The 24,985-nt window shown below is 67.9% G+C and carries 29 protein-coding genes, 1 tRNA gene and 1 riboswitch; of the genes, 4 read left to right on the top strand and 26 right to left on the bottom strand.

Features of this window, described 5'->3' with window-relative positions; all coding sequences use genetic code 11:
* Positions 1-277: 277 nt before the first annotated feature.
* The 21 genes from LPB260_RS27390 to ttcA all read right to left on the bottom strand — a co-directional run bounded on the left by LPB260_RS27390 (position 278) and on the right by ttcA (position 17,866).
* On the bottom strand, positions 278-1,015 hold the full coding sequence (locus LPB260_RS27390) for an adenosylcobinamide-GDP ribazoletransferase (RefSeq protein ID WP_208709057.1): 738 nt from the start codon (positions 1,013-1,015) through the stop codon (positions 278-280).
* Positions 1,012-1,587 (bottom strand): alpha-ribazole phosphatase family protein, encoded by a 576-nt coding sequence (cobC, locus tag LPB260_RS27385; protein ID WP_208709054.1) that lies wholly within the window; start codon positions 1,585-1,587, stop codon positions 1,012-1,014. Before cobC ends, LPB260_RS27390 begins: the two co-directional genes overlap by 4 nt.
* On the bottom strand, positions 1,584-2,639 hold the full coding sequence (gene cobT / locus LPB260_RS27380; protein WP_208709051.1) for a nicotinate-nucleotide--dimethylbenzimidazole phosphoribosyltransferase: 1,056 nt from the start codon (positions 2,637-2,639) through the stop codon (positions 1,584-1,586). Before cobT ends, cobC begins: the two co-directional genes overlap by 4 nt.
* Positions 2,636-3,157: a bifunctional adenosylcobinamide kinase/adenosylcobinamide-phosphate guanylyltransferase gene (gene cobU, locus LPB260_RS27375; protein WP_208709049.1), complete on the bottom strand. Its 522-nt coding sequence runs from the start codon at positions 3,155-3,157 to the stop codon at positions 2,636-2,638. Before cobU ends, cobT begins: the two co-directional genes overlap by 4 nt.
* A gap of 205 nt (positions 3,158-3,362) precedes the next feature.
* On the bottom strand, positions 3,363-4,811 hold the full coding sequence (locus tag LPB260_RS27370) for a cobyric acid synthase (protein ID WP_208709047.1): 1,449 nt from the start codon (positions 4,809-4,811) through the stop codon (positions 3,363-3,365).
* A complete protein-coding gene (gene cobD / locus LPB260_RS27365; protein WP_208709045.1) occupies positions 4,808-5,800 on the bottom strand; it encodes a threonine-phosphate decarboxylase CobD in 993 nt (330 codons plus the stop codon). Before cobD ends, LPB260_RS27370 begins: the two co-directional genes overlap by 4 nt.
* Positions 5,793-6,701, bottom strand: coding sequence for an adenosylcobinamide-phosphate synthase CbiB (gene cbiB / locus LPB260_RS27360; protein ID WP_208709043.1), 909 nt, complete (start codon positions 6,699-6,701; stop codon positions 5,793-5,795). Before cbiB ends, cobD begins: the two co-directional genes overlap by 8 nt.
* Positions 6,698-7,495 carry a cobalamin-binding protein gene (locus LPB260_RS27355; RefSeq protein ID WP_371926141.1) on the bottom strand — a complete coding sequence of 266 codons (798 nt, stop codon included), beginning with the start codon at positions 7,493-7,495 and terminating at the stop codon, positions 6,698-6,700. The genes cbiB and LPB260_RS27355 overlap by 4 nt, the downstream gene beginning before the upstream one ends.
* On the bottom strand, positions 7,492-8,139 hold the full coding sequence (gene bluB / locus LPB260_RS27350; protein ID WP_208709041.1) for a 5,6-dimethylbenzimidazole synthase: 648 nt from the start codon (positions 8,137-8,139) through the stop codon (positions 7,492-7,494). Before bluB ends, LPB260_RS27355 begins: the two co-directional genes overlap by 4 nt.
* Positions 8,136-9,428 carry a cobyrinate a,c-diamide synthase gene (locus LPB260_RS27345; RefSeq protein WP_208709039.1) on the bottom strand — a complete coding sequence of 431 codons (1,293 nt, stop codon included), beginning with the start codon at positions 9,426-9,428 and terminating at the stop codon, positions 8,136-8,138. The genes bluB and LPB260_RS27345 overlap by 4 nt, the downstream gene beginning before the upstream one ends.
* Before the next feature lie 124 nt (positions 9,429-9,552).
* Positions 9,553-10,164 carry a cob(I)yrinic acid a,c-diamide adenosyltransferase gene (cobO, locus tag LPB260_RS27340; RefSeq protein ID WP_208709037.1) on the bottom strand — a complete coding sequence of 204 codons (612 nt, stop codon included), beginning with the start codon at positions 10,162-10,164 and terminating at the stop codon, positions 9,553-9,555.
* Positions 10,164-10,733, bottom strand: a complete 570-nt coding sequence (locus LPB260_RS27335) for a hypothetical protein (RefSeq protein WP_208709035.1) — start codon at positions 10,731-10,733, stop codon at positions 10,164-10,166. The genes cobO and LPB260_RS27335 overlap by 1 nt, the downstream gene beginning before the upstream one ends.
* 53 nt (positions 10,734-10,786) lie before the next feature.
* Positions 10,787-12,634 (bottom strand): TonB-dependent vitamin B12 receptor, encoded by a 1,848-nt coding sequence (btuB, locus tag LPB260_RS27330; protein ID WP_208709033.1) that lies wholly within the window; start codon positions 12,632-12,634, stop codon positions 10,787-10,789.
* Positions 12,635-12,754: 120 nt separating this feature from the next.
* Positions 12,755-12,992, bottom strand: a riboswitch (cobalamin riboswitch).
* A gap of 141 nt (positions 12,993-13,133) precedes the next feature.
* Positions 13,134-13,209, bottom strand: a tRNA-Ala gene (locus LPB260_RS27325).
* 44 nt (positions 13,210-13,253) lie between these two features.
* Positions 13,254-13,574, bottom strand: a complete 321-nt coding sequence (locus LPB260_RS27320; protein WP_208709031.1) for a hypothetical protein — start codon at positions 13,572-13,574, stop codon at positions 13,254-13,256.
* Positions 13,575-13,595: 21 nt separating this feature from the next.
* Positions 13,596-14,258 carry an O-methyltransferase gene (locus LPB260_RS27315; protein WP_208709029.1) on the bottom strand — a complete coding sequence of 221 codons (663 nt, stop codon included), beginning with the start codon at positions 14,256-14,258 and terminating at the stop codon, positions 13,596-13,598.
* 19 nt (positions 14,259-14,277) lie between these two features.
* Positions 14,278-14,799 carry a C40 family peptidase gene (locus tag LPB260_RS27310; RefSeq protein ID WP_208709027.1) on the bottom strand — a complete coding sequence of 174 codons (522 nt, stop codon included), beginning with the start codon at positions 14,797-14,799 and terminating at the stop codon, positions 14,278-14,280.
* An 83-nt stretch (positions 14,800-14,882) separates the two neighbouring features.
* Positions 14,883-15,503: a C40 family peptidase gene (locus LPB260_RS27305; RefSeq protein WP_208709025.1), complete on the bottom strand. Its 621-nt coding sequence runs from the start codon at positions 15,501-15,503 to the stop codon at positions 14,883-14,885.
* 55 nt (positions 15,504-15,558) lie between these two features.
* Positions 15,559-16,338 (bottom strand): NAD-dependent deacylase, encoded by a 780-nt coding sequence (locus LPB260_RS27300; RefSeq protein WP_208709023.1) that lies wholly within the window; start codon positions 16,336-16,338, stop codon positions 15,559-15,561.
* 14 nt (positions 16,339-16,352) lie between these two features.
* Entirely contained in the window at positions 16,353-17,024 is a 672-nt protein-coding gene (locus LPB260_RS27295) for a DNA-3-methyladenine glycosylase I (protein WP_208709021.1), read from the bottom strand.
* A 17-nt stretch (positions 17,025-17,041) separates the two neighbouring features.
* The gene (gene ttcA / locus LPB260_RS27290; RefSeq protein ID WP_208709019.1) at positions 17,042-17,866 is read right to left on the bottom strand and encodes a tRNA 2-thiocytidine(32) synthetase TtcA; all 825 of its coding nucleotides are present in this window, start codon (positions 17,864-17,866) and stop codon (positions 17,042-17,044) included.
* A gap of 99 nt (positions 17,867-17,965) precedes the next feature.
* Between ttcA and LPB260_RS27285 the strand changes: the two genes are divergently transcribed.
* From LPB260_RS27285 to LPB260_RS27275, 3 genes are all read left to right on the top strand, one after another.
* The gene (locus LPB260_RS27285; protein WP_208709016.1) at positions 17,966-18,562 is read left to right on the top strand and encodes a DNA-J related domain-containing protein; all 597 of its coding nucleotides are present in this window, start codon (positions 17,966-17,968) and stop codon (positions 18,560-18,562) included.
* A 167-nt stretch (positions 18,563-18,729) separates the two neighbouring features.
* On the top strand, positions 18,730-19,329 hold the full coding sequence (locus tag LPB260_RS27280; protein ID WP_208709014.1) for a Yip1 family protein: 600 nt from the start codon (positions 18,730-18,732) through the stop codon (positions 19,327-19,329).
* A 74-nt stretch (positions 19,330-19,403) separates the two neighbouring features.
* A complete protein-coding gene (locus tag LPB260_RS27275) occupies positions 19,404-19,937 on the top strand; it encodes a SprT family zinc-dependent metalloprotease (protein ID WP_256625614.1) in 534 nt (177 codons plus the stop codon).
* A gap of 40 nt (positions 19,938-19,977) precedes the next feature.
* Here LPB260_RS27275 and LPB260_RS27270 read toward each other — a convergent pair whose 3' ends face one another.
* Entirely contained in the window at positions 19,978-20,484 is a 507-nt protein-coding gene (locus tag LPB260_RS27270; RefSeq protein WP_208709010.1) for an O-acetyl-ADP-ribose deacetylase, read from the bottom strand.
* A 342-nt stretch (positions 20,485-20,826) separates the two neighbouring features.
* On the opposite strand from LPB260_RS27270, the gene LPB260_RS27265 reads away from it, so the two are divergent.
* Positions 20,827-21,381 (top strand): magnesium transporter, encoded by a 555-nt coding sequence (locus LPB260_RS27265; protein WP_208709008.1) that lies wholly within the window; start codon positions 20,827-20,829, stop codon positions 21,379-21,381.
* A 54-nt stretch (positions 21,382-21,435) separates the two neighbouring features.
* Here LPB260_RS27265 and LPB260_RS27260 read toward each other — a convergent pair whose 3' ends face one another.
* The 4 genes from LPB260_RS27260 to ctaD are packed head-to-tail and all read right to left on the bottom strand — an operon-like array spanning position 21,436 to position 24,957.
* The gene (locus tag LPB260_RS27260) at positions 21,436-21,753 is read right to left on the bottom strand and encodes a cytochrome C oxidase subunit IV family protein (protein WP_208709006.1); all 318 of its coding nucleotides are present in this window, start codon (positions 21,751-21,753) and stop codon (positions 21,436-21,438) included.
* 21 nt (positions 21,754-21,774) lie between these two features.
* Complete coding sequence (locus tag LPB260_RS27255) at positions 21,775-22,491, bottom strand: heme-copper oxidase subunit III family protein (RefSeq protein WP_208709004.1); 717 nt, start codon at positions 22,489-22,491, stop codon at positions 21,775-21,777.
* Positions 22,492-22,495: 4 nt separating this feature from the next.
* Complete coding sequence (locus LPB260_RS27250; RefSeq protein ID WP_208709003.1) at positions 22,496-23,185, bottom strand: cytochrome c oxidase subunit 3; 690 nt, start codon at positions 23,183-23,185, stop codon at positions 22,496-22,498.
* Positions 23,182-24,957 (bottom strand): cytochrome c oxidase subunit I, encoded by a 1,776-nt coding sequence (gene ctaD, locus LPB260_RS27245; protein ID WP_208709002.1) that lies wholly within the window; start codon positions 24,955-24,957, stop codon positions 23,182-23,184. The genes LPB260_RS27250 and ctaD overlap by 4 nt, the downstream gene beginning before the upstream one ends.
* Positions 24,958-24,985: the final 28 nt, after the last annotated feature.

Genomic DNA, 24,985 nt, shown 5'->3' with positions numbered 1-24,985 from the left:
GCCGTGACCCGGGTTATCGAGAAAATATCGGTCGAGCCGGCATCAGCCGGCGAGCAGCACCATCGGCGCTGCTCGCCGCGCTGCCTGAACCACGAATACTGGGTGACATTCAGGTCGATGGCTATACGCGCATCGTCGTAGGCCTCGCTCACGCCGCGACTGGCAAGGCGCGACGGAACGCAGGGCCAAGGGTGCGGCAGGTTGGCGACAGGTATATACCCCCAGCCCGCATCGCGGCAGCTACAGCTGCCCGCCAATGCGCCGCTACAGATTGCCCTCAGGGCTGGAGGTGCAGTGCCAGCGCCACCAGCACGCCACATTCGACCAGCTCCACCAGGGCACCGGCGGTATCCCCGGTGGTACCGCCCAGGCGTCGCAGCATGGCCCGGCGCAGGCCGAGGAACAGCGCGGCGGCCACCAGCAGGGCCAGCAGCGCCGGCCAGCCGAGCAGCAGCACCGCGGCCCCGTGCAGCGCCAGCACCCAGGGCAGCGCGCGGCGCGGCAGATGCTCGGCCAGGGCCTGCCCCAGGCCGCCGGCGCGCACGTAGGGCGTGCTCAGCCACAGCAGCGGCAACAGTCCCCGCCCCAGCCAGGGCGCCAGCACCAGCAAGCCGCCCTGCCCGGCCTCGAGCAGCGTCACCAGGGCGGCGAACTTGAGCAGCAGCACCAGCACCAGCACCACCACCGCCAGCGGCCCGCTGCGCGGGTCCTGCATGATCGCCAGGGTGCGCTCGCGGTCGCCCAGGCCACCGACCCAGGCGTCGGCGCTGTCGGCCAGGCCGTCGAGGTGCAGCGCGCCGCTCAGGCCGACCCAGAGCGCCAGCAACAGGGCCGCCTGCAGCAGCGCCGAGGTCCCGCCGAGGCCCGCGTGCGCCAGGAGCAACAGCCCGCCGATCAACAGGCCGACCAGGGGATAGCAGGGCAGCGAGCGCCCGACCTCGGCCGGTGTCGGCATGGCCGCCAGCCTCACGGGCAGACGGGTGAGGAACTGCAGGGCGATCAGCAGCGGACTCATGGCAGCTCCCGCAACTGGCCATCCAGCCGGCGCTCCAGGCGAGAGCGCTGGGCATGGCCCACGTTCACCTGCAGCAGGCCGGCGCGCGGCAGACCGCGGGCCCTGGCCAGCAGCAGGCGCATGACCCCGCCATGGGTCACCAGCAGCAGGCGCTCGCCGGCGTACCGGCCATGCAAGCGCCGCAGGGCGGCCAGTACCCGCGCCTCGAAATCCACCAGCGGTTCGCCGGCCGGTGGGGTGAAGGCATAGGGATCGGCCCAGAAGCGACCCAGGGCCTCGGCGTCGGACGCCATCAGTTCTGCGCTGCTGCGCCCCTCCCAGGCGCCGAAGTGCAGCTCCTGCAGATCGGGCTCAAGACTCAGGGGCAGCCCACGCTGCGCCGCCAGCTCCTCGGCGAAACGGGCGCAACGCTGCAGCGGCGAGCTGATCAGGCGATCCCAGGGCCCGGCGTCCACCACGGCGGCACGCAGCTGCGCCCAGCCCGCGGCCGTCAGCGCGTCGTCCAGGCTGCCACGCAGCCCACCGCCCCGCTCGGTCTCGCCATGGCGCAGCAACTCCAGCCGCAGGCTCATGCCGGCCGCTCCGCCACCGCCGCCTCGGCGAAGGTGGCCATCTCGTCGTGCAGCCGACAGGCCAGTTGCAACAGTGGCACGGCCAGGGCCGCGCCACTGCCCTCGCCCAGGCGCAGGCCCAGCTGCAGCAACGGCTCGGCCGCCAAGGCATCCAACACCCGGCGATGGCCGGGTTCGGCGCCACAGTGGGCGAACAGCAGCCAGTCGCGGCAAGCGGGATTCAGGCGCACCGCCAGCAGCGCCGCGACGCTGCAGATAAAGCCGTCGACCAGCGCCGGCACGCCCTGCTGGGCGCAGGCCAGATAGGCGCCGATCAGGGCGGCGATCTCGAAGCCGCCGAGGCGTTGCAGGGCCTCGAAAGGACCGCGCAGCGCCGGGCCGTGCAGGGCCAGGGCCGCCTCGATCACCCGCGCCTTGTGCGCCACGCCGTCGCCATCCAGGCCGGTGCCCGGGCCGACCAGTTCGGCAGCCGGACAGTCCAGCAGGCAGCAGGCCAGTGCCGTGGCGGCTGTGGTGTTGCCGATGCCCATCTCGCCACCGATAAACAGCTCGACGCCTAGCTGCTCGGCGCGCAGCAGGCTGTCGCGCCCGGCCTGCAGGGCCAGCAACGTCTGCTCGGCGCTCATCGCCGGGCCCTGGAGAAAGTTGCGCGTGCCAGGGCCGAGGCGCAGCTGGCGCACCCCAGGCAGGTCGGCCCGAGGCGTGACGGTGCCCAGGTCGAGCACCTCCAGGGTCGCGCGCAACTGCCGGGCCAGCACGCTGATCGCCGCGCCGCCGCCGACGAAGTTGGCCAGCATCTGTCCGGTGACGGCCTGCGGGTAGGCCGAGACGCCCTCCTCGACCACACCGTGGTCGCCGGCGAAGAGGCCGATGAACACCCGCTCGATGCACGGTCGCGGGCGGCCCTGCAGGCCGGCGAGCCGGATCGCCACGCGCTCCAGCTGGCCGAGGGCGCCGGCCGGCTTGGTCAGCTGCCGCTGGCGGGCCTCGGCCGCCTCCCGCGCCCGTGCATCCACGGGCCGGCATTCGGCCTGCCACCATTGGCGACTCATGGCATCTGCCCCTTGAGGATCATCGGCAAGCCGGCCACGGTGAAGGTCACCCGCTGGCAGCGCTCGGCCAGGGCCTGGTGCAGCCAGCCGGCCTCGTCGACATAGCGGCGGCTCAGCTCGCCCAAGGGCACCACGCCCAGCCCGGTCTCGTTGCTGACCAGGATGATGCGCCCCGGCAATTCGCCCAGGCACGCGAGCAGGGCGTCGCGCTCGGCACTCAGTCGCGCCGCATCGTCCAGCATCAGCAGGTTGCTCAGCCACAGGGTCAGGCAGTCAACCAACAGGCAGCGGCCCGTGTCCGCCTGCTCGCCCAGCACCCGCGCCAGTTCGACGGGCTCTTCGACCAGCGCCCAGTGCGGCGGACGCCGCTCGCGGTGCTGGCGAATGCGCGCACTCATCTCGCCGTCCAGCGCCTGGCCAGTGGCGATATAGGTCACCGGCAAGCCGCTGTCGGCGGCCAGCTTCTCGGCCAGGCGGCTCTTGCCTGACCGGGCGCCTCCGAGGATCAGTTCATGCATGGCCTCTCCGTAGGGTGCGCCGCGCGCACCATTCATGTGTCCTTCGGTGCGCCTGGCGCACCCTACGCCCGCCCAGGGTGGACCGCGCTCCACCGTTGGCCGCTGCCTTGGTGGATGTAAAAGGCGACATCCACCCTACCGGCTCCGTAGGGTGCGCCGTGCGCACCATTCATATGCCCTTTGGTGCGCCTGGCGCACCCCACGCCTACAGGCCGCACAGCTCGCGCAACCTGGCGGTATCCAGATGGGCCTCGACCAGATCGGCCAGGCGCTCGATATCGCGTTCGCGCAGGGCCTGGTAATCCACCGCCTGCACCTCGCGCAGGCCGGCCCAGCGCAGCAGCGCGCCACAGGCCGGGACGGACTCGAACAGGCCGTGCAGATAGGTGCCCATCACCTGGCCGTCGGCGCTCAGCGCGCCATCGCAACGGCCGTCGTCCAGCCGCACCGCGCCGTTCAGCCCGGTCCCCGTGCTGACCCCGGCATGGATCTCGTAGCCGGTCACGGCCGCGTCCTCCAGACGCAGGCGCCCCTGCACGTTGCGCAGCTGCTTCTCGGCCTCCAGCACCGTGGCGAAGTCGAGCAGGCCGAATCCCTGGCTGCTGCCGGGTGCCCCTTCCAGGCCATGGGGGTCGTCGATGAAGCGGCCGAGCATCTGCAGGCCACCGCAGATGCCCAGCAGCTTGCCGCCGTAACGCAGGTGCTTATGAATGGCCGTCTCCCAGCCCTGCTCGCGGAGGAACGCCAGGTCGGCGCGCACGCTCTTGGAGCCGGGCAGGACGATCAGGTCGGCCGGCGGAATCGCCTGGCCCGGACCGACAAAGCACAGCTCGACCTGCGGGTGCAGGCGCAGCGGGTCGAAGTCGGTGTGGTTGCTGATGCGCGGCAGCACCGGCACCACCACCCTGATCGACTCGCCGGCCTTGGCGCTCTGGCGGGTGTCGATGGCGTCCTCGGCCTCCAGGTGGAAATCCATCAGGTACGGCAGCACGCCGAGTACCGGTTTGCCAGTGCGCCGCTCCAGCCAGTCCAGGCCCGGCTGCAACAGGGCGATGTCGCCGCGAAAACGGTTGATCACGAAACCCTGGATACGTGCCTGTTCCGACGGGCTGAGCAAGTCGAGGGTGCCGACCAGGTGGGCGAACACCCCGCCCTTGTCGATATCGGCGATCAGAATCACCGGGCAGTCCACCGCCTCGGCAAAGCCCATGTTGGCGATATCACCGGCGCGCAGATTGATCTCGGCCGGCGAGCCGGCGCCCTCCACCATCACCACCGAATAGGCGGCACACAGGCGCCCGTGGGAGGCCAGCACCGCGTCCATCGCCACCTGCTTGTAGTCGTGGTAGGCGGCGGCCTCCATGCTGCTGATGACTCGGCCGTGGATGATCACCTGGGCGCCGGTGTCGCTGTTGGGCTTGAGCAGCACCGGGTTCATGTCACTGTGCGGCGCCAGGCCGGCGGCCTGGGCCTGCACCGCCTGGGCGCGGCCGATCTCGCCGCCATCAACGGTCACCGCGCTGTTGAGCGCCATGTTCTGCGGCTTGAACGGCACCACCGCCACGCCCTGGCGCCTGAGCCAGCGGCACAGCGCGGTCACCAGGGTGCTCTTGCCGGCATCGGAGGTGGTGCCCTGCACCATCAATGTGGTCATGCCGAATGCTCCTTGAATGCCTGTAATGCCCGCTCCAACCGGGCCCAGCCCGCTTCGCCCGCCGGCAGGCCGAAGCGCAGGCTCGGAGGGCTAGTGAACAGGCGGGTGAGAATGCCCTGGCGGGCAAGAAATTCGTGCAGTTGCGCCGCGCGGGCCTCGATGCACCAGTGGAACAGCGCACAGCCGCCGCTGGGTGGCAGGCCGTGGGCGCCAAGCAAGGCGCCCAGCCGCTCGCCACCGGCCAGCAGGCGCCGGCGCTGCGCCTGCTGGCCGGGTCGATCCCGCAGCAGCAGCGTGGCCAGCGCCCGCGTCGGGCCGCTGACGGTCCAGGGCCCGAGCAGTTCGTCGAGACGCTCCAGCAGGCGCTGTTCGGCCAGGACGAAGCCCAGGCGGATACCGGCCAGACCGAAGAACTTGCCGAACGAACGCAGCACGATCAGCCCGGGCAGCTGGCTGTGGCCAGCCAGGCTGAACTGCGGCGTGCAGTCGATAAAGGCCTCGTCCACCACCAACCAGCCACCGCGCGCGGCCAGGCGCGCATGCCAGGCCAGCAGCTGCTCGGGGGCGAAGCGCTGGCCGCTGGGGTTGTTGGGGTTGATCAGCAGCAGTACGTCCAACTGCGCCAACTGGTCGTCGACCTGTGCGCCCCCAAGCTCCAGCAGCTGATGACCTTCGCGGCGCCAGGCTGCCGCGTGCTCGGCATAGGCCGGCGCGACGACGCCCACCCTGGATCGCCCGCGCAACCGCGGCAAGGCCTGGATCGCCGCCTGGGAACCGGCCACCGGCAGCACGGCTGGCGCCGCGTAATAATCGCGGGCCGCCGCCTGCAGGCCGTCGTCCGGCTCGGGCAGGCGGGCCCAGGCCTGCAGCGGCAAAGGCGGGATCGACCAGCCATAGGGGGCGATGCCGGTGGACAGGTCCAGCCAGTCGCCCAGGGCGATGCCATGACGCTGCGCCGCCGCGCGCAGCCGGCCGCCATGCTCAAGCACCGAACAGCCCCCACAGCAGCAACAGGGCCAACCACAGCAGCACCCCGCCATGCACCAGGTTCAGCGCCCGCTCGATATCCCGCGCCCGCGGCGGCGGGCCCTCGCCCAGCACCGGGCGCTCATGCAGCTCGCCGTGATACTGCGCCGCGCCGCCCAGGCCGATGCCCAGGGCGCCGGCGCCGGCAGCCATCACCGGGCCGGCGTTGGGACTGTCCCACTGCGGCGCCTGGCGCCACCAGCATTGCAGGGCCATGCCGGTGCGCCCGAGCAGCGCATAGGTCAGCGCCACCAGCCGCGCCGGCAGGTAGTTGAGCCAATCGTCGACCTTCGCCGCGGCCCAGCCGAAGCGCTCGAAGCGCGCCGTGCGGTAGCCCCACATGGCGTCCAGGGTATTGCTCAGGCGATAGAGCACGACGCCCGGAGCGCCGCCGACGAGGAACCAGAACAGCGCGGCGAACACCGCATCCGAGCCGTTCTCCAGCACCGACTCGGTGCCGGCGCGGGCCACGCCCCTGGCATCCAGAGCCGCGGTGTTGCGGCTGACCATCTGGCCGACCCGCTCGCGGGCCAGGGGCAGGTCGCCCAGGCGCAGGGCCAGGGCCACCGGCAGTGCGTGCTCGCCCAGGCTGCGCATCCCCAGGGCGAGGTACAGGGCGAGGATTTCCACGGCCCAGCCGACTAGCGGCATCTGGGCCAGCAGCGCGACCAACAGGGTCAGCGGCAGCACCGCCAGGCACCAGGCGCTGACCCCGTGGCTGCGCCAGCCGCGCCCGGCGGCGTTGAGCCGCTGTTCGATGCACTCGGCCAGGCGGCCGAACGCCACCAGCGGGTGCCAGCGCTTCGGCTCACCCAGCGCCATATCCATGGCGACGCCGGCCAGGGTGGCGAGCAGCAGGCTCATGCGCCGGCCTCCACGCAGGCACGAATCAGCGCGTGCAACTGGCGCACGCCATCGCTCAGCGCCGCCGGGCCGGCCTGGAGGATGTCCGGCGACTTGATCTCGTGCAGCTGGTTATGCCGCACCGCCGGAATCGCCTGCCAGCCTGGCCGGGCGGCGACCTGCTGCGGGCGGAAGCGCTTGCCGCACCAGGAGCCGATGATCAGCTCCGGGGCACGGCGCACCACCTCCAGCGGGTCGGCGATGATCCGCTGCCTGGCGCTGTGGCAGCCAGCCAGCTCGGCGAAGCAATCCTCGCCGCCGGCCAGCTCGATCAGTTCGCTGACCCAGCCGATGCCGCTGATCAATGGCTCGTTCCATTCCTCGAAATACACCCGCGGCCGCCGTGGCAGGCGTGCGGCGCTGGCGCGGATCGCCTCCAGCCCGGCCTGCAGCTCGGCGATCAGCGCTTCGGCCCGCGCGTTGGCATGCACCAGGGCGCCGAGGGTCTCGATCATCCGGTAGGTGCCGGCGATATCGCGCTGGTTGAACAGGTGCACCTCCAGGCCCTGACGGGCCAGGTCGGCGGCGATGTCTGCCTGCAGGTCGCAGTAGCCGAGCACCAGGTCGGGTTGCACCGCGAGGATCTTGTCGATCCGCGCGCTGCTGAAGCCGCTGACCTTGGGCTTTTCCTTGCGCGCCTGGGGCGGGCGCACGGTGAAGCCGGAGATGCCGACGATGCGCGCCTGCTCGCCGAGCAGGTAGAGGGTCTCGCAGGTCTCGGTGGACAGGCAGACGATGCGTTGCGGGCCTTTCATGATTGTCCCCATTGGTCCTGATACAGCAGTTCGCCCAGCGGCCGCGGCCGCGCCCAGCCCTGCTGGGCCAGCATCGGCTCCGCGTAGAAGCTCGTCACCGGCCCCAGGCAGAGCACCGCCATGGGCTTGCTGCCCGGCGGCATGGCCAGCAGTTCGGCCAGGGCAGCGGGCTCGAACAACGACACCCAGCCCATGCCCAGGCCCTCGGCGCGGGCGGCCAGCCAGAGATTCTGAATGGCGCAGGCCAGGGAGGCCAGGTCCATCTCCGGCAAGGTGCGCCGGCCGAACACATGGGCCTCGCGGCCCTCCATCAGCGCCACCACCAGCAACTCGGCGCAGTCGCCAATGCCCTCGACCTTGAGCCGCATGAAGTCGTCGCCACGCTCGCCCAGGGCCGCGGCGGTGCGCAGGCGCTCGGCCTCCACCAGGGCCTGGATCGACTCACGCAGCTCGGGACGGGTGATGCGGATAAAGCGCCAGGGCTGCATCAGGCCGACGCTGGGCGCCTGGTGCGCCGCCTCCAGCAGCCGGGCCAGCAGCTCCGGTTCGACCCGCCCGCCGGAAAAGTGGCGCATGTCGCGGCGCTCGGCGATGGCACGATAGACCGCCGCGCGCTCGGCGGGGCTAAAGGTCTGTGGGTTCATGGTCGGAACAGCTCCGCCGCGGCCAAGGGGTCGGAGGGCAGGTAGAAATGGATGTAGGAGGCCGTCAGCCGGCCCAGACGGTAGACCGCCTCGGCGGTGCGCCTGTAGTTCGGACACTCGCCACGGGCCAACGGCGCCAGCTCGCAGCTGAGCGCCGAGTGGTGGTAGGTGTGGCCGCGCAGGTGCCCGCCGGGCATCTCGACCTCCTGCAGGGCCAGGGCGGTCAGCCGTGGCTGCAGGGTCGCCTCGCCCGGCAGCAGGCCGAGCATCCGCCCGCTGACGCCCTGCTTGTCGGTCAGCCGTTCGAGCAGGTAGAGCATGCCGCCGCATTCCGCATGGATCGGCTTGCCGGCGGCGTGGTGGCTCCGAATCGCCTCGGCCATGGCCTGATTGCCCTGCAACTCGGCCAGGTGCAGTTCGGGATAGCCGCCCGGCAGGTACAGGCTGTCGACCGCCGGCAGCTGGCTGTCGGCCAACGGCGAGAAGAAGTGCAGCTCGGCGCCCAGCTCACGCAGCAGGTCCAGGTTGGCCTGGTAGAGAAAGGCGAAGGCGCTGTCCCGGGCCACGCCGATGCGCACCCCGGCCAGCAACGGCTCGAGCGGGCGCGGCACGGGGGCGGCGAAGGCCACCGGCGGCGGCAGGGCCACATCGGCGCTGGCCGCCAGGGCGTCGGCCGCGGCATCCAGGCGCGCATCCAGGTCGGCCAGCTCTTCGGCCTGGACCAGCCCCAGATGGCGGCTGGGCAGCTCGATCTCGGCGCTGCGCGGCAGGGCGCCGTACCAGCGGATCGCTGCGGGCAAGGCGTCGCGCAGCATCTCGCCATGCCGCGCGCTGCCGACCCGGTTGCCGAGCACCCCGGAGAACGGCAAATCGGGCTGGAAGCTGGCCAGGCCATGGGCCAGGGCGCCGAAGGTCTGGGCCATGGCCGAGCCGTCGATCACCGCCATCACCGGCACACCGAAGCGCCGCGCCAGGTCGGCCGCCGACGGGCTGCCATCGAACAGGCCCATCACCCCCTCGATGAGGATCAGGTCGGCCTCCCCGGCCGCCTGCCACAGCAGGCGCCGGCTCTCGGCCTCGCCGACCATCCACAGGTCCAGCTGGTACACCGGCAGTCCGCTGGCGCGGGCGAGGATCATCGGGTCGAGAAAGTCCGGCCCGCACTTGAACACCCGCACTCGCTTGCCCTGGCGACTGTGCAATCGCCCCAGGGCGGCGGTGACCGTGGTCTTGCCCTGCCCCGAGGCCGGGGCGGCGACCAACAGGGCCGGGCAGCTCCTAGCGCTCATCGCGGCCTCCCTTCACCATCGTAGGGTGGATGGCGTTTTACCCATCCACCAACGACAGCGGTGGATGAAAACGGCGTCATCCACCCTACGCAACTGCGGTCTTTGCATGCCTTGAGCGCGCGCATCAGAATTCCACGCCTTTCTGCGCCTTCACGCCAGCCTTGAAAGCGTGCTTGACCAGGCTCATCTCGGTGACCGTGTCCGCCGCCTCGATCATCCCCGGCAAGGCGCCCCGGCCGGTCACCACCACATGCTGCAGCAGCGGCCGCGCCTCGATATCGGCGAGCACTGGCTCCAGCTCCAGGTAGCCGTACTTCAGGGCGATATTCAGCTCATCCAGCACCACCAGGCCGATGGCCGGGTCGTTCAGCAGTTGCCGGGCGACCGCCCAGGCCTGCCGGGCCTTCTCGATGTCGCGCTGGCGGTCCTGGGTCTCCCAAGTGAAGCCCTCGCCCATCACGTGGTAGCTGACTTCCTCGGGGAAGCGGCGGAAGAAGCTCTCCTCGCCGGTGCTGGCGGCGCCCTTGATGAACTGCACCACGCCGACCCTGATGCCGTGCCCCAGGGCCCGGGCGACCATGCCGAAGGCCGAGCTGCTCTTGCCCTTGCCGTTGCCGCTGTGCACCAGCAGCAAGCCGTATTCGTCCTGGGCCTGGGCGATCTTCTCGTCGATCAGCGCCTTCTTGCGCGCCATGCGCGCCTTGTGCCGCGCGTCCCGCTCGATCGATTCGCTCATCACTTCACCTCGCTTGGCAGGCGCAGGTCGCGGGCCGCGCGGATGCCGACATACAGCAGCGCCGCCACACCGACATAGAGCGCCAGGCTGGCCAGGTAGCGCGGGTAGTACTGGGCGATGCGCTCGGCCAGCAGGGCCAGGCTCGGCTCCGGGTAGCGCCCGGAGAAATAGAGGAAACCGCCGCCGGAACACAGGTAGGCGGCCAGGGCGCCGAGCGTCACAGTCGCCGCCAGCAGCACCAGGCTCCCCAGGCTGTCGCGGTGCCAACCGGCATACAGGCGACCGGCCAGCCACAGCGAGCCGTAGGCCGGCACGAGCAGCCAGTAGGCCGGCGACATGCACCAGTCGCTCACCCCGGCCCACTGGATCGCGGCGAAGTCGAGCAGGGAAGCCTCGATGAACAGCGCCGGGAACACCCAGCGCGGGGTCAGCAGCACGCCGGCGAGAAAGAACACCGCCCAGGAGGCGCTGGGCAGGTTGAGCGTGGCGAAGTGCTGGCCACGGGTCATGGCCAGCAGCGCCACCAGGGCGAGGCCTATCAGCAGTTGCACGCGGGGGGTCGGGTTCATCCAGTCATCTCCAGGTTAAACACGTAGGGTGCGCCATGCGCACGGGGCATCGCTCAAAGCGCCTGATAACGCACCGTCAGGTAGACCGCCTGGCCGGGCTGGTTGAAGCCCTCGGCGGTCTCGTAGTCGGCATCCAGCAGGTTGGCGACGCGGGCCTGCAGGCGCCATTCGGGGGCGATGCGGTATTCGCCGCGCAGGTCGAGGGTGGCGAAGCCGGACAGCGGCTTGTTGTTGGCCAGGTCGTCGAAGCGCTGGCCTTCGGCGTGCAGGCTGGCGCCGAGGCTGAAGGCGCCGAGGCGACGATCCAGGTCCAGGTTGAACAGCTGCTTGGCGCGGCGCGCCAGTTCGTTGCCGTCATTGGCCCCGCCCGAGCGGTTCTCCGGCTCCAGCAGGGTGTAGTTGGCGTTCCACTCCCAGCCCAGCAACCGGCTGCCGAGCACCAGCTCGACGCCGCGGATGCGCGCCTGGTCGACGTTGGCCGGCGCCCTGATGCTCGAGTCGTAGGCGATCAGGTCGTCGATCACCGTGCGGAAGGCGTTGAGCGACCAATGGCCCCAGCCATGCCCGCCGGCCAGGCCGACCTCCAGGCTCCGGGAGGTTTCCGCCTGCAGCTGCGGGTTGCCATAGCCGGGGTAGTAAAGCTCGTTGAAGGTCGGCGCCTTGAACGCCGTGCCATAGCTGACAGTCGCCCGCAGCGCGTCGCTCAGGGCGTAGCCGTAACCGAGGTTGCCGGTGTCGTGGCGGCCGAACTGCTGGTTGTCGTCGCGGCGCAGCGACAGCTGCCAGTCGTGCCGGCCGACCTCGCCCAGGTACTGGGCGAAGGCGCCCTTGTTGTCCCGCGAGTCCTCGGCGTAGGCGGTGCTGCCGTTGACCTCGTCGTGCTGATGGTCGGCGCCCAGGGTCAGGGTATGGCCGCTCGCCAGGGCCAGGTCGTTCTGCCAGCTGGCGCTGTCGCGGCGGCTGTCGAAACGCGAACTGAAACGGCCGTCGAGAAAGGCGTCGGACTTGTCTTCGCTGCGCCCGACCTGCAGGGTCACCTGCCAGGGCTCCAGCGGGGCGAAGCGCGCGCGGGTGCCGAAGACGTTCGACTCGCCATCGGCATGGGCGTGAAAGCCCGAGGTGCGCTTGCGATTGACCTGGTCGTAGTCGTTGTGCGACTCGGCCCGCAGCAGGTTGGCGTCCAGCTCCAGGCCATTGTCGAAGCGATAGCCGGCGCTGAGCGTGGCGGACAGGTTACGGTAGCCGTCGGCATCGTCTTCGTAGCCGCTGGCGCCGATCGGCTTGACGTTGATGCCGTCGGTATCGATGCCGCTGACGCCCAGGCTGTACCAGCCGGCGCCGGCGCCGCCGGCAACCCCGGCGCTGCCGCTGTAGCTGTCGTGGGTGCCGTAGCCCGCGGAGAAAAATGGCTTGGCAGCGCCGCTGCCGCCCTTGCGGGTGAAGATCTGGATCACCCCGCCTATGGCTTCGGAGCCGTACAGGCTGGAACGCGGCCCGCGCACCACCTCGATGCGCTCGATCAGCTCCAGCGGCAGGTCCTGCAGGGCCGCGCCGCCGGCCGTTACCGAACCGACCTTGATGCCGTCGATCAGCACCAGCACATGGTCGGATTCGCTGCCGCGCATGAACAGCGAGGTGTTCTTGCCCGGCCCGCCGTTGTTGGCGAAGGACACGCCCGGTACGCGCTTGAGCAGCTCGGGCACCGAGGTCGCCTGGCTCTGCTCGATCTGCGCGCGGTCGAATACGGTCACCGCCGCCAGGCTCTGCTCGGCGGTCTGCGCCGTGCGGCTGGCGGTCACCAGTTGATCGCTCAATCGCGTCGGTTGGGCGGCTTGCGCCAAGGAAATGCTGCTGATGCTGCACGCCAGCAGCGCTGCCGGCGTCAGAAGGGACTTGCTCATGCTCGATCTATGCTCCGTCGCACCCACCCGGGCGACTTAGGCTGGGAAAGGCATGGGGAGCGCAAGGGACGGGCGAACGGCAATCAGGCGCAGTCCACCCGCCCGACAACGCCCTCCGCGATGCCGTGGACTGCTACAGGCCGGTCTCCGGGCTCACGAGCGGCGATCCGACTTGCGGATCACCCGCCAGCGCACCTTCCCATGCCGAGGCACAGTGGTTGAACAGCGCTGGTTTGACTCGTCTACCGTTGCGGGGGCAGCGTCGGAATGGTTGGCCCGAACAGGCCTAACGCACCGACTTCCCTGTTTCACCCTTCGGACGCACAGCGTCGGGGGCACCTGAAGCAAGGCGCGCAGGGTAGAGACCTGAGGCGGGGGCGTCAATCAAAAGGGACAGGCAAGCGGGCTGAAGCGAAGGGTTCGCCGGGCGGCGACAGCCTCCCGGGAACCTGTTCGAGCGTTTCACTTCCTGGCGAGTGATCGCTGCAAGCAGGCGAGATGGTGGACCGAAGGAGGATCGAACTCCCGACCTCCGCATTGCGAACGCGGCGCTCTCCCAGCTGAGCTATCGGCCCGTGCAGTATTCAATCTAGCCCGCCCTCGACGGGGCGCCAATGGCTCAGTGACGCGGCATGAAGCCCGCCGGCTTGGCGGCCAGCCAGGCGACGAAGGTGCGCAGGCGTTCGTCGCTCAGCAGGGCCTCGCGACTGTTGTAGTGCAGCGCCAGTTCCTTCTCGCTGAACAGCCGGTGAATCTGGTTATGGCAGGCGCGGCAGACCCACAGGGTGGCGGAGATCCGCTCGTTCCTGGCGTAGCGCTTCTGCACGTAGGGCTTGTCGTGCAGGGATTTGGGGATCAGGTGGTGACGGGTCAAGGGCGCCTGGCGGGCGCAGAGCTCGCAGCCTTCGGGCTGGGGCGGCAGGCGAATCGGTTCGGCCATGGGACGGCGGCGACCCCAGGCTCAGCGCTTGCGACACAGGGTCAGGCCGTCGCCCAGGGGCAGCAGCGACAGGTCGATGCGCGCATCGTCGCGCAGGGCCTGGTTGAGGGCCTGGATGGCGCGAGTATCGGCGCTGTCCGGCGCGGCCTCGAGCACCCGACCGCTCCACAGGGTGTTGTCGAACAGCACCAGGCCACCGGGGCGCAGCAGGCGCAGGGCATGCTCGAAGTAGGCCGGGTAGTTGGCCTTGTCGGCGTCGATGAAGATCAGGTCGAACTGCCCGTCCTGCTCCTCGCCGGCCATCGCCGCCAGGGTCTCCAGGGCCGGCGCCAGGCGCAGCTCGATGCGCCCGGCCAGGCCCGCCTCGTCCCAGTAGCGCCGGGCCATGGCGTTGTAGTCGCCGGGTATGTCGCAACAGATCAGCCGGCCGTCCTCGGGCATGGCCTGGGCCATGCAGATGGCACTGTAGCCGGTGAAGGTGCCGATCTCGATGATCCGCCTGGCGCCCGTGAGCTTGACCAGCAGCGCCATGAACTGGCCCTGCTCCGGGGCGATCTGCCAGCGCGCGTTGTCCAGCTGCGCGGTCTCCTCGCGCAGGCGCTTGAGCAGCGACGTCTCGCGCAGGGAGACGTCGAGCAGGTAGCGATACAGTGCGTCGTCGAGGTTGAGGGTGCGATTGGTCATGGGCTGGCCTGCCTGAGAGTCAGGGGTTGCGCGCCAGTTCGGCGCTGAACACGCGCTTGGCGTCCAGATAGGTGCGCTGCCAGTAGCTGTTGCTCAGGCTGTCCAGGCGCACGGTGCCGCCACTGGAGGGTGCGTGGACGAAACGCCCGTTGCCGACGTAGATGCCGGCATGGCTGACCTGACTGCCGCCACTGGTGGCGAAGAACACCAGGTCGCCACTTTGCAGGGCCTTGCGGCTGCCGATGGTCGGAGCGCGCAGTGCCTTGAGCTCACGGGTCGAACGGGGCAACTGGATGCCGGCGGCGTCGCGATAGACATAGCCGATCAGGCCGCTGCAGTCGAAGCCGCCCTCGGGGGTGTTGCCGCCGTAGCGATAGGGTGTACCGACCAGGCCCAAGGCGCGGAACAGCACGTCCTCGGAGCTGCCATGCGGGCTACCGGCGGGAAGCTGAATCGAGGTTGGTGGGGCGGCCGGGCGGCCGGCGCAGGCGCTGAGCAGCGCGACGAGAAGCAACAAGGCGACACGGGGCGTAGCGGACATGAGCGAGGCGATCCTGAGCCTGGATGCGCCCTACTCTGCCGGCTCGAGCCAAGGCGCGCAACCTTTGCGGCGGCGCCCAAGACTCAGGGATGGCGCTCGAGCGACTCGCTGGGCGCCATGGCCAGCACGCGCTTGGCCTCGATGAAGCTGCGTTTCCAGTAGCGGTCGTCCAGGCTGTCGACCCGTACGCCGCCGCTGCGGCGACTGGCCGAATGGATAAACTGGTCGTCGCCCAGGTAGATGCCGGCGTGGCTGACGCGGCCGCGACCGTTGGTGCTGAAGAACACCAGATCGCCCGGCTCCAGCTCATCGCGCTCGACCAGCGGCGCGTCGATATTGATCATCTCGCGGGTGGAGCGCGGCAGTTGCAGGCCGGCCTCTTCGCGGAACAGGTAGCCGATGAAGCCACTGCAATCGAAGCCGGACTTCACCGAGCTGCCGCCGAAGCGATAACGGGTGCCGACCAGCGACAGGCCATGGGACAGGATGCTGTCGGCCAGCTGGGGCATTTCGTAGGGCTGGTCGTCGGTCAGCTCGGCGAGTTCTTCCTCGGTCGGCTCGGCATGGGGCGCGCGGGAGACGAACATCGACGACTTGCTGAGCGGACCGAATACGCTGGACTGCGTCTGCGGCGCCTGGGCGGCGCAGCCCGCGAGGGCCAGGACGAGTGCGAGAGGCACGAGGGGTGCGAAGCGTTTGAGCATGGGCACAGCCGTGTCGGGAATTCTGAGAAGGACGCGACTATGCCTTCAACCTGCCCTATTTGCAATTTCCATGGGCAGAAATGTGACTCAGTAGTTCTGGCAGGACATCTAAGGCGCGCCCTTGCAGGTGGATATCGACCTCATCGCTCAGGTCGGTGCGGCTCGGGTTGATCTCCACGGTCAGGCCGCCGGCCTGGCGGGTGCGCAGCACCGGCTCGACTATATAGGGGAAGCTGGCGCTGGTGCCGACGCTCAACACCAGGTCGAAGCCCTTGCCCATTTCGCGGTAGAGGCTGTCGATGGCGGCCTCGGGCAGCATTTCCTCGAACAGCACCACGGGCGGGCGCAGGATGCCGCCGCACTGCCGGCAATGCGGCGGCAACGGCCGCGCCAGATGCTCGGCAAGCCCGGCATCTTCCGCCCCGCAGGACTGGCAGAACAACGGGGCCAGCTCGCCGTGGATCTCGATCAGCCGCTCGGACGGGCTGCCGGCTGCGCGGTGGTAGCCGTCGATATTCTGGGTCAGCAACCAGCACTGCGGCTTGAGCCGCTGCAGCTCGGCGATGGCCAAGTGGCCGGCATTGGCCCGGGCGCCGAGGCAGGCCCTGGCCAGTTCCGCCAGGTATTTCCAGCACAACGCCGGATCGCGCCGCAGCATCGGCCCCGACAACGCCGCCTCGATCGGCAGGCCCTCGGCCGTGTGGCCGTTGTACAGGCCACCGAGGCCGCGATAGGTCGGCAGCCCCGAGTCGGCGGAAAGGCCGGCACCGGTGATGACTAGGATGCGCTCGGCCCGGGCGATGGCCAGGGCGACACGCTCGATCTGCTGCTGCATCGCCGCCTCCGGCCTCAGTGGTTGACCGTGTGCGCCAGCATCACCGACAGCTGGCTCAGCGGCCGGCCGCTCTGCGCGTGCCAGTGGTTGAACGCCGCCTGCACCGCGGCCAGGTCCTTGAGGCTGGTCGGCGCCTTGTCGATGATCTGCTGGGCCTTGAGGGCGGCGACCATGTCGTTGGTGGGGATGAAGGTATCCTTGCCGACCATGCGCAGGAAGCGCGGCGCCGACAACCCGCCCAACTGGCTGCCGTGCTTGGCCAGGTACTTCCACAGGCCGACGATGTCGGTCACCGGCCAGTCGGCGATCAAGGCGCCGAAGCTGCCCTTCTCCCGCCGCACATCGAGGACGAACTGGGCGTTGCGCGGCACGCTCTTGAGCTTGCCCAGGTGGCGAATCAGCCGCGCGTCCTGCATCAGGTTCTCCAGGCGCTCGCCGCCCATCAGCACGACCTTTTCCGGGTCGAAGCCGAAGAACACCTCCTCGAAGGCCGCCCACTTGGCGTCCACCAGGCTGTGCTTGAGACCGGCGCGAAAGATCCGCAGGCTGATCAGTGACAGGTAGCGGTCGTCACTCAGCCCACGCAGCGCCTCGGCGCTGGCCGGCTGCGGCAGCATGGCCTCCAGGGCAGCGGCCGAGCCGAAGCGGTTCAGGCAGTACTCGTTGAGCCATTGATAGTCGCGCATGGGCTGTCCTTGCCGGCTCAGAGGTTCATCACGTCGAGAAAGCGCGGCGTGGCGGCGTCGTCGATCTTCAGGTTGACGAAGTCGAACAGGTTGCGGTCGGCCAGCTGCGAGGGCACCACGTTCTGCAGGGCGCGGAACATGATCTCGGTGCGGCCCGGGGTCTTGCGCTCCCACTCCTGGAGCATCTCCTTGACCACCTTGCGCTGCAGGTTCTCCTGGGAGCCGCAGAGGTTGCAGGGGATGATCGGGAACTCCTTGAGCTTGGCGTAGGCCTCGATGTCGGCCTCGTTGCAGTAGGCCAGCGGGCGGATCACCACGTTGCGCCCGTCGTCGGCGCGCAGCTTCGGCGGCATGGCCTTGAGGGTGCCGCCGTAGAACATGTTGAGGAAGAAGGTCTCGAGGATATCGTCGCGATGATGTCCCAGGGCCATCTTGGTCGCGCCGATCTCGTCGGCGAAGGTGTACAGGGTGCCGCGGCGCAGGCGCGAGCACAGCGAGCAGGTGGTCTTGCCCTCCGGGATCTTTTCCTTGACCACCGAGTAGGTGTCCTTCTCGACGATGTGGTAGGGCACGCCGATGGACTCCAGGTAGGCCGGCAGCACGTGCTCGGGGAAGCCTGGCTGCTTCTGGTCCATGTTCACCGCGACGATCTCGAACTTGATCGGCGCGACCTTCTGCAGGTACAGCAGCACGTCGAGCATGGTGTAGCTGTCCTTGCCGCCGGACAGGCAAACCATGACCTTGTCGCCATCTTCTATCATGTTGAAATCGGCAATGGCTTCGCCGGCCTGACGACGCAGGCGCTTTTGCAGTTTGTTCTGGTTGACCGAGAGGGTGCCCATGGTGCGCTGGAGTCCGGAAAGAAGTGCTAGAACGCGACATTTTACGCAGAAACCACGGTGCGCCCCACCCCATTTGCGGCGAAGTGTTAGGCTGAAATCATGAATGATGAACTCGATCCCGACCTCGAACTGGTCGATCAGATCCTGCTACTTCTGCAGGACGCGCCTGCCGGTCTCAGCGAATATGAGCTGATCCAGCAATTGAAAGGCGGCCACTCGACCCACATCCCCAACCTTCCGCTGCTCGACAACCTGATCCTGTTTCGCACCCATTTCCTGGTGTTCAACGCCCTCTACCAGCTGCGTGAGCGCCTGTGGGACGAGCGCCGCGGCCACCTGGAAATCAACCCGCTGTGCATCCAGCTGCAACCCTACCGCGCCGGCGGCGCCGGGCTCGCCGAGCACGACCCGCTGCGCGACTACTATCTGGACCTGGACAACCTGCGCAATACCGACGCGGATGACGTGGAGAAGCTGCTGACCAGCTTCTGGACACGCATGCAGGGTGGCGAAGAGAAGCAGGCGGCGCTGGAGCTGTTCGAGCTGCACGACCATCAGCAGCCGCTCAACCTCGCCACCATCAAGCACCGCTACCGCCAGCTGGTGAGCATTCACCACCCCGACCGCGGCGGCAACACAGAGCGACTGCAGTCGATCAACAAGGCGATGGAAATTCTCGAGCGCTATTACAACTGATCCGTAGAGATCAATTTGCTCTAACCCCTCCCCTCTCGCGGTCCCCAGCCCTTGCCTATACTGCGACATACGGTCGCATAGGTTCGGCCTGGCACCCGGTGGCGCTGATCACGCGCGCCGGGCGCTCCGCTGGGGGGCGATCGCTATAACAAGAGGAGGTGTTTGGCATGATCCACCATGTTTGGGGGCTCTTCACCCATCCTGACCAAGAATGGCAAGAAATCCGTGGCGAGGAAGAAACCATCAGCCACATGTATCTCACCCACATCCTGGTTCTCGCAGCGATCCCCGCGATCTCCGCGTATATCGGCACCACCCAGGTCGGCTGGTCGATCGGCGACCGAGCCCCGGTGATGCTGACCGAAGCCAGCGCGTTGCAAATGACCATCATGTCTTACCTGGCAATGCTCGCCGGCGTCGCGGTGATGGGCGCCTTCATCCACTGGATGGCACGGACCTACGACGCCAGTCCGAGCCTGACGCAGTGCGTGGTATTCGCCGCGTACACCGCCACTCCGCTGTTCGTCGGCGGTCTGGCGGCACTCTACCCGCACCTGTGGCTGGCCATGACCGTGGGTACGGTCGCCATCTGCTACACCGTCTACCTGCTCTACGTGGGCATACCGACCTTCATGAACATCCCCAAGGACGAGGGGTTCATGTTCTCCAGCTCGGTACTGGCGGTGGGGCTGGTGGTGCTGGTGGCGATGATCGCCTGCTCGGTGATTCTCTGGGGCTTCGGCGTGGGCCCGGTGTACACCAGCTAAGGGCTGATCACGGCAACAAGACGAAACCACCTGCGGGTGGTTTCGTCGTTTCCGGGCTGCCGCAAGCGCCATGCTTGGGCATAATCGCCCGGCACAGTCGAGAAACCACCACCATGCCCGAACGTCTCCATGCCCGCGTCGAGGACTGCTACCTGCAGGCCGAAAACTTCTTCAAGCGTTCCTTCAGGCGCCCCGAGGTGAGTTTCAAGCTGCGCGGGCAGAAGGCCGGCGTCGCCCACCTGACGGAGAACAAGCTGCGTTTCAATCCGCAGCTGTACCGTGAGAATCAGGAGGACTTCCTGCGCCAGACCGTGGCCCATGAAGTGGCCCACCTGATCGCCCACCAGCTGTTCGGCGCCACTATCAGAGCCCATGGCGAGGAGTGGCAGCTGATCATGCGCGGCGTTTACCAACTGCCACCGAATCGCTGCCACAGCTACGAAGTGCAGCGCAGCCGGGTCAGTCGCTTCATCTACCGCTGCAGCTGCCCCCAGGGCGAGTTCCCGTTTTCCTCGCAGCGCCACAGCCTGGTCGCCAAGGGGCGTCGCTACTACTGCCGGCGCTGCAAGGCCACCCTGAGCTTCACCGGCGAGCGACGCCTGGAGTGAATCCGCGGCTCGTGCCCGACTCCTGAAGCCGAGCGACAGGCTAGCCGAGCAGGCGCCGGTAGACCTGCAGGTCGCCGGCCGAAAAGCAGCAGAAGATCACTTCCTCGATCGAGGGGAGCTCCCGCACCGTCTCCCGCACCGTGTCGACGGCGGTACGCGCCGCCAGGTCGACCGGATAGCCGTAGACCCCCGTACCGATGCTGGGAAAGGCGATTCTGCGCACCTCATGGCTGGCCGCCAGCGCCAGCGAGTTGCGGTAGCAGGCCGCCAGCAGTTCCGGTTCGCCCCGCTCGCCGCCGTTCCAGACCGGGCCGACGGTGTGGATGACGTACCTGGCCGGCAGATTGAAGCCCGGGGTAAGCCTGGCTTCTCCGGTCGGACAGCCCCCCAGCTGCCGGCAGGCCTGCGACAACTCCGGTCCGGCGGCACGGTGAATGGCACCGTCGACGCCGCCTCCTCCAGCCAAGGCGCTGTTCGCGGCATTGACTATGGCGTCCACAGACAGGGTGGCGATATCGGCGCGCATGGCGCTGAACTTGGCTGGCATGAATTGGCTGACCTCCAAAGATTTGCACCTCAGGCAAGTTTAGCGGCCCCTGGCCGCCTCGCCGTGGCAGATCGGTCCGGTCCAGCCAACTGCGCAGCCGGCAACCACGACCAGCCGCAACCGCGCAATTTCCGGCCCGAGAGCCACAAGCAGGGGCGACGATGGCCGGGCCTGCCCCGGCGGCTGGGGGCGGCAGGGGCGCCGAGTCTGCGGTGCTATACTTTTGGTCGACTGCAGCAGATGCGCAACCGGTTCCACGGCGGCGAGCACCCACTGCGATTTTTCACCTATCGGCTTCTAGATGGCGGGGATCTGGGGCAAACACTAGATGGGAGGTGTGTCATGAATCGACACTATTACATCAGTGACGATCTCGACGATCTTGAAACCGTTGAAAACGAGCTGGAAGCCAGCGGCATCAGTACCGAACAGATCCATGTACTCAGCGAGAAGGACGCCGACGTGGAGCATCACCAGCTGCACGAGGTGCCCTCCTTCATGAAGCAGGACGTGGTGCACTCCGGTGAAATCGGCGCGGCGATCGGTGCGGTGCTGGCCGCCGTGGTACTCGGCGGTGCCTACCTGCTGGGCTGGACCGAGTCCGCGGCCGGCTGGGTTCCCTTCATCTTCCTGGCCATCGTGCTGTTCGGCTTCTGCACCTGGGAAGGCGGCTTCTTCGGCATCCAGGTGCCGAACGCCCACTTCCGCGGCTTCCGGCAGAAGCTCAAGGAAGGCAAACACGTGTTCTTCGTCGATGTCGAGCCGGAGCAGGAGTCGATTCTGGATCGCGTCATCCAGCATCATCCGTCCTTGGTCGATGCCGGCACCGGCGCCGCTTCGCCACACTGGATAGTCGCCTGGCAGCAGAAGTGGCACCAGTTCAAGCGCACCATCTAGCCTGCCCGCCGCCAGCCTTCCCTGGGTGACCCACGCGGTCACCTTGGAGGCGCGTCAGTGGCCGAAGAACAATTCCCGACTCAGAAAGATGTAGTCCGCCTCGGCGGCCATCAGCCCGACCAGCACCAGCAGGCACAGCGGCGGCACCAATATGGCGTAGACCATCGCCAGCCGCTCCCAGGCCATGTGCATGAAGATCGCCACGATCAGTCCCGCCTTGAGCAGCATGAAGATGATGATCAGCGACCAGCGCAGGTAGCCGACGAAATGGAAGTAGTCGACCAGGTAGGACAGCGTACTGAGGACGAACAGCAGCCCCCATATCTTCAAATACAGGCCGATCGGATGTTGCTGGCCCTGTGCATGTGCCATCGCCCGGGCTCCTCTAGAAGGTCACCATAGATAGAAGAATGCAAAGATAAACACCCACACCAGGTCGACGAAGTGCCAGTAGAGCCCGGCGATCTCGACGATCTGGTAGTTGCCGGAGCGCTCGTAGTCTCCGCGCAGCACCTTCAGCGCCACGATGCTGAGGTAGATCACCCCGATCGACACGTGCAGACCGTGAAAACCGGTGATCATGAAGAAACTTGCGCCGAACTGTGCGGCGCCCATGGGGTTGCCCCAGGGTCTGACGCCCTCGCTGATCAGCTTGCTCCACTCGAAGGCCTGCATACCGACGAAGGTCAGCCCGAGGGCCGCGGTGACCAGCATCAGCGCGGCGGTCTTGGCGCGGTCGCGCCGGTAGGCGAAGTTCACCGCCATGGCCATGGTGCCGCTGCTGGTGATCAGAACGAAGGTCATGATGGCGATCAGGATCAGCGGGATCTCGGCACCGGCTATGGTCAGGGCGAACACCTCGCTGGCGTGCGGCCAGGGCTCGGTGGCACTGATGCGCACCGACATGTAGCCGGTGAGGAAGCAGGTGAACACGAAGGTATCGCTGAGCAGGAAGATCCACATCATCGCCTTGCCCCAGGACACCTGCTTGAACGCATCCTTGTCCGAGGCCCAGTCATCGACGATACCCGGCCAACCCGGCGCCGAACCCTCGGCGGGCTTCAGCGTTGATCCACGGGGTTCACCTGACGGGTGCGACTGGATGGCCATGGCATCACCTCAAACCGCAGAACGCAGCGATGGCTTGATAGGTTGCCGGCGTGCTGGTCAGCAGGGCGAACAGCAGCAGCCAGAGGCCCAGCAGGTAGTGCCAATAGATGGCGCACAACTCCACACTGCTCTGCAGCTGCCTGGCCGGCGCTCGGCGCAGCATTTTGCCCAGGGTTCGCCCCCAGGCGACCAGCCCGCCCAGCAGGTGCAGGCCATGCAGTCCGGTCAGCAGGAAGAAGAAGCTGTTGGCCGGGTTGCCCGCCACGCCATAGCCCCAGGCGGCGAACTGCTGCCAGACCCACAGTTGGCCAATCAGGAAGGCCAGGGCGAATAGCCCGCCCAGCCCGAAACCCAGGCTCGTCGCCGCCGGTTGCCCGCGCCTGATCGCCACCCGCGCCCATTGCAAGGCGATGCTGGCGGCGAGCAGAAAGGCCGAGTTCAGCCACAGCTGCCAGGGCTGGGCCAAGGGCGCCAGCGGCTCGGTCAGGGGCTGCCAGTCGGGCACTTGCGAACGGACGATAAAGGCGATCAGGAACAACAGGAACAGCGAGCTGACCACCGCCAGGAACAGGCGCAGGCCGACCCGGGCCGTGCGTGCCCGGGCCTCGTCGACGCCCGGCAACTGGCGCGGCACGTGGCCCCAGCTGCCGCCCGGGTCGCCTCCGGTCGCGTCGCGCAACAGCAGCCCGCTCATGGCCTGGCGCCCTCCTGCCGGTCGGCGCCGTCACGCTGGCACCACTGCTTGAGTTCCTCATCCGACACCGTCTGCGGCACGAAGTCCTGCTCGACGCCCGGCATGCTGTAGTCATAGGCCCAGCGGTGCACCACCGGCAGCCTGGCGCCCCAGTTGCCGTGTCGCGGCGGCGTGTCCGGGGTCAGCCACTCCAGGCTGGTGGCGCCCCAGGGGTTGGCCCCGGCCGGCTTGCCCTTGAACAGGCTCCAGGCCAGGTTGAACAGGAACAACAGCTGGGCCACGCCGACGGTCAGCGCGGCCACCGTGATGAAGGCATTGAGGTCCTGGGCCGATTGCGGAATGAACTCGTAGTTCTCGTAGGCGTAGTAGCGCCGCGGCATGCCCAGGAAGCCCAGGTAGTGCATGGGGAAGTAGATGGCATAGGTGCCGAGGAAGGTGATCCAGAAATGCAGCTTGCCCAGGCGGTCCTCGAGCAGGCGCCCGGTGATTTTCGGGTACCAGTGATAGATGGCGCCGAACACCACCAGGATGGGCGCGACCCCCATGACCATGTGGAAGTGGGCGACCACGAAATAGGTGTCCGACAGGGGGATGTCGACGATCACGTTGCCAAGGAACAAGCCGGTCAGGCCACCGACCACGAAGGTGACGATGAACGCCAGGGCGAACAGCATGGGCACGGTCAGGTGAATGTCGCCACGCCACAGGGTCAGTACCCAGTTGTAGACCTTCAGCGCGGTGGGCACGGCGATGATCAGGGTGGTGGTGGCGAAGAAGAAGCCGAAGTAGGGGTTCATGCCGCTGACGTACATGTGGTGCGCCCAGACCACGAAACTGAGCACGCCGATCGCCACGATGGCCCAGACCATCATGCGGTAGCCGAAGATGTTCTTGCGCGCATGGGTGCTGATCAGGTCGGAAACCAGGCCGAAGGCCGGCAGCGCGACGATGTACACCTCCGGGTGGCCGAAGAACCAGAACAGGTGCTGGAACAGGATCGGGCTGCCGCCCTGGTGATCCAGCGCCTGGCCCAGGGAGACAATCGCCGGCATGAAGAAGCTGGTGCCCAGCAACTTGTCGAACAGCATCATCACCGCGCTGACGAACAGGGCCGGGAACGCCAGCAAGGCGAGGATCGAGGCCATGAAGATGCCCCACACCGACAGCGGCATGCGCATCAGGGTCATGCCGTGGGTGCGCGCCTGCAGCACCGTGGTCACGTAGTTGAGGCCACCCATGGTGGCGGCGACGATGAAGATCGCCAGGGACACCAGCATCAGCACGATACCCCACTCGGTGCCCGGCGAACCCGCGGTGATGGCCTGGGGCGGATAGAGGGTCCAGCCGGCGCCGCTGGGGCCGCCCGGGACGAAGAAACTGGCCAGCAGGACGATCACCGAGAGCAGGTAGAACCAGTAGCTGAGCATGTTGACGTAGGGGAATACCATGTCCCGGGCGCCGACCATCAGCGGGATCAGGTAGTTGCCGAAACCGCCGAGAAACAGCGCGGTGAGCAGATAGATGACCATGATCATGCCGTGCATGGTCATGGCCTGGTAATAGGCGCTGGCGTCCATGAATTCGAGGCTGCCGGGGAAGCCGATCTGCATGCGCATCAGGCCGGACAGCACCAGGGCGATGAGGCCGACGAAGATCGCCGTCAGCGCATATTGAATGGCGATGACCTTGTGGTCCTGGCTCCAGATGTAGCGGGTCAGGAAGCTTTTCGGCTCGTGAAGCAGCGCTGTCTCGGCTTGCTCCGCATAGGCCATCGAATCACCCTCCTGTGAAGTTCGGGGG

The organism is Pseudomonas sp. LPB0260 (assembly GCF_013388395.1).
This window is presented reverse-complemented; position numbering and strand designations above follow the sequence as displayed.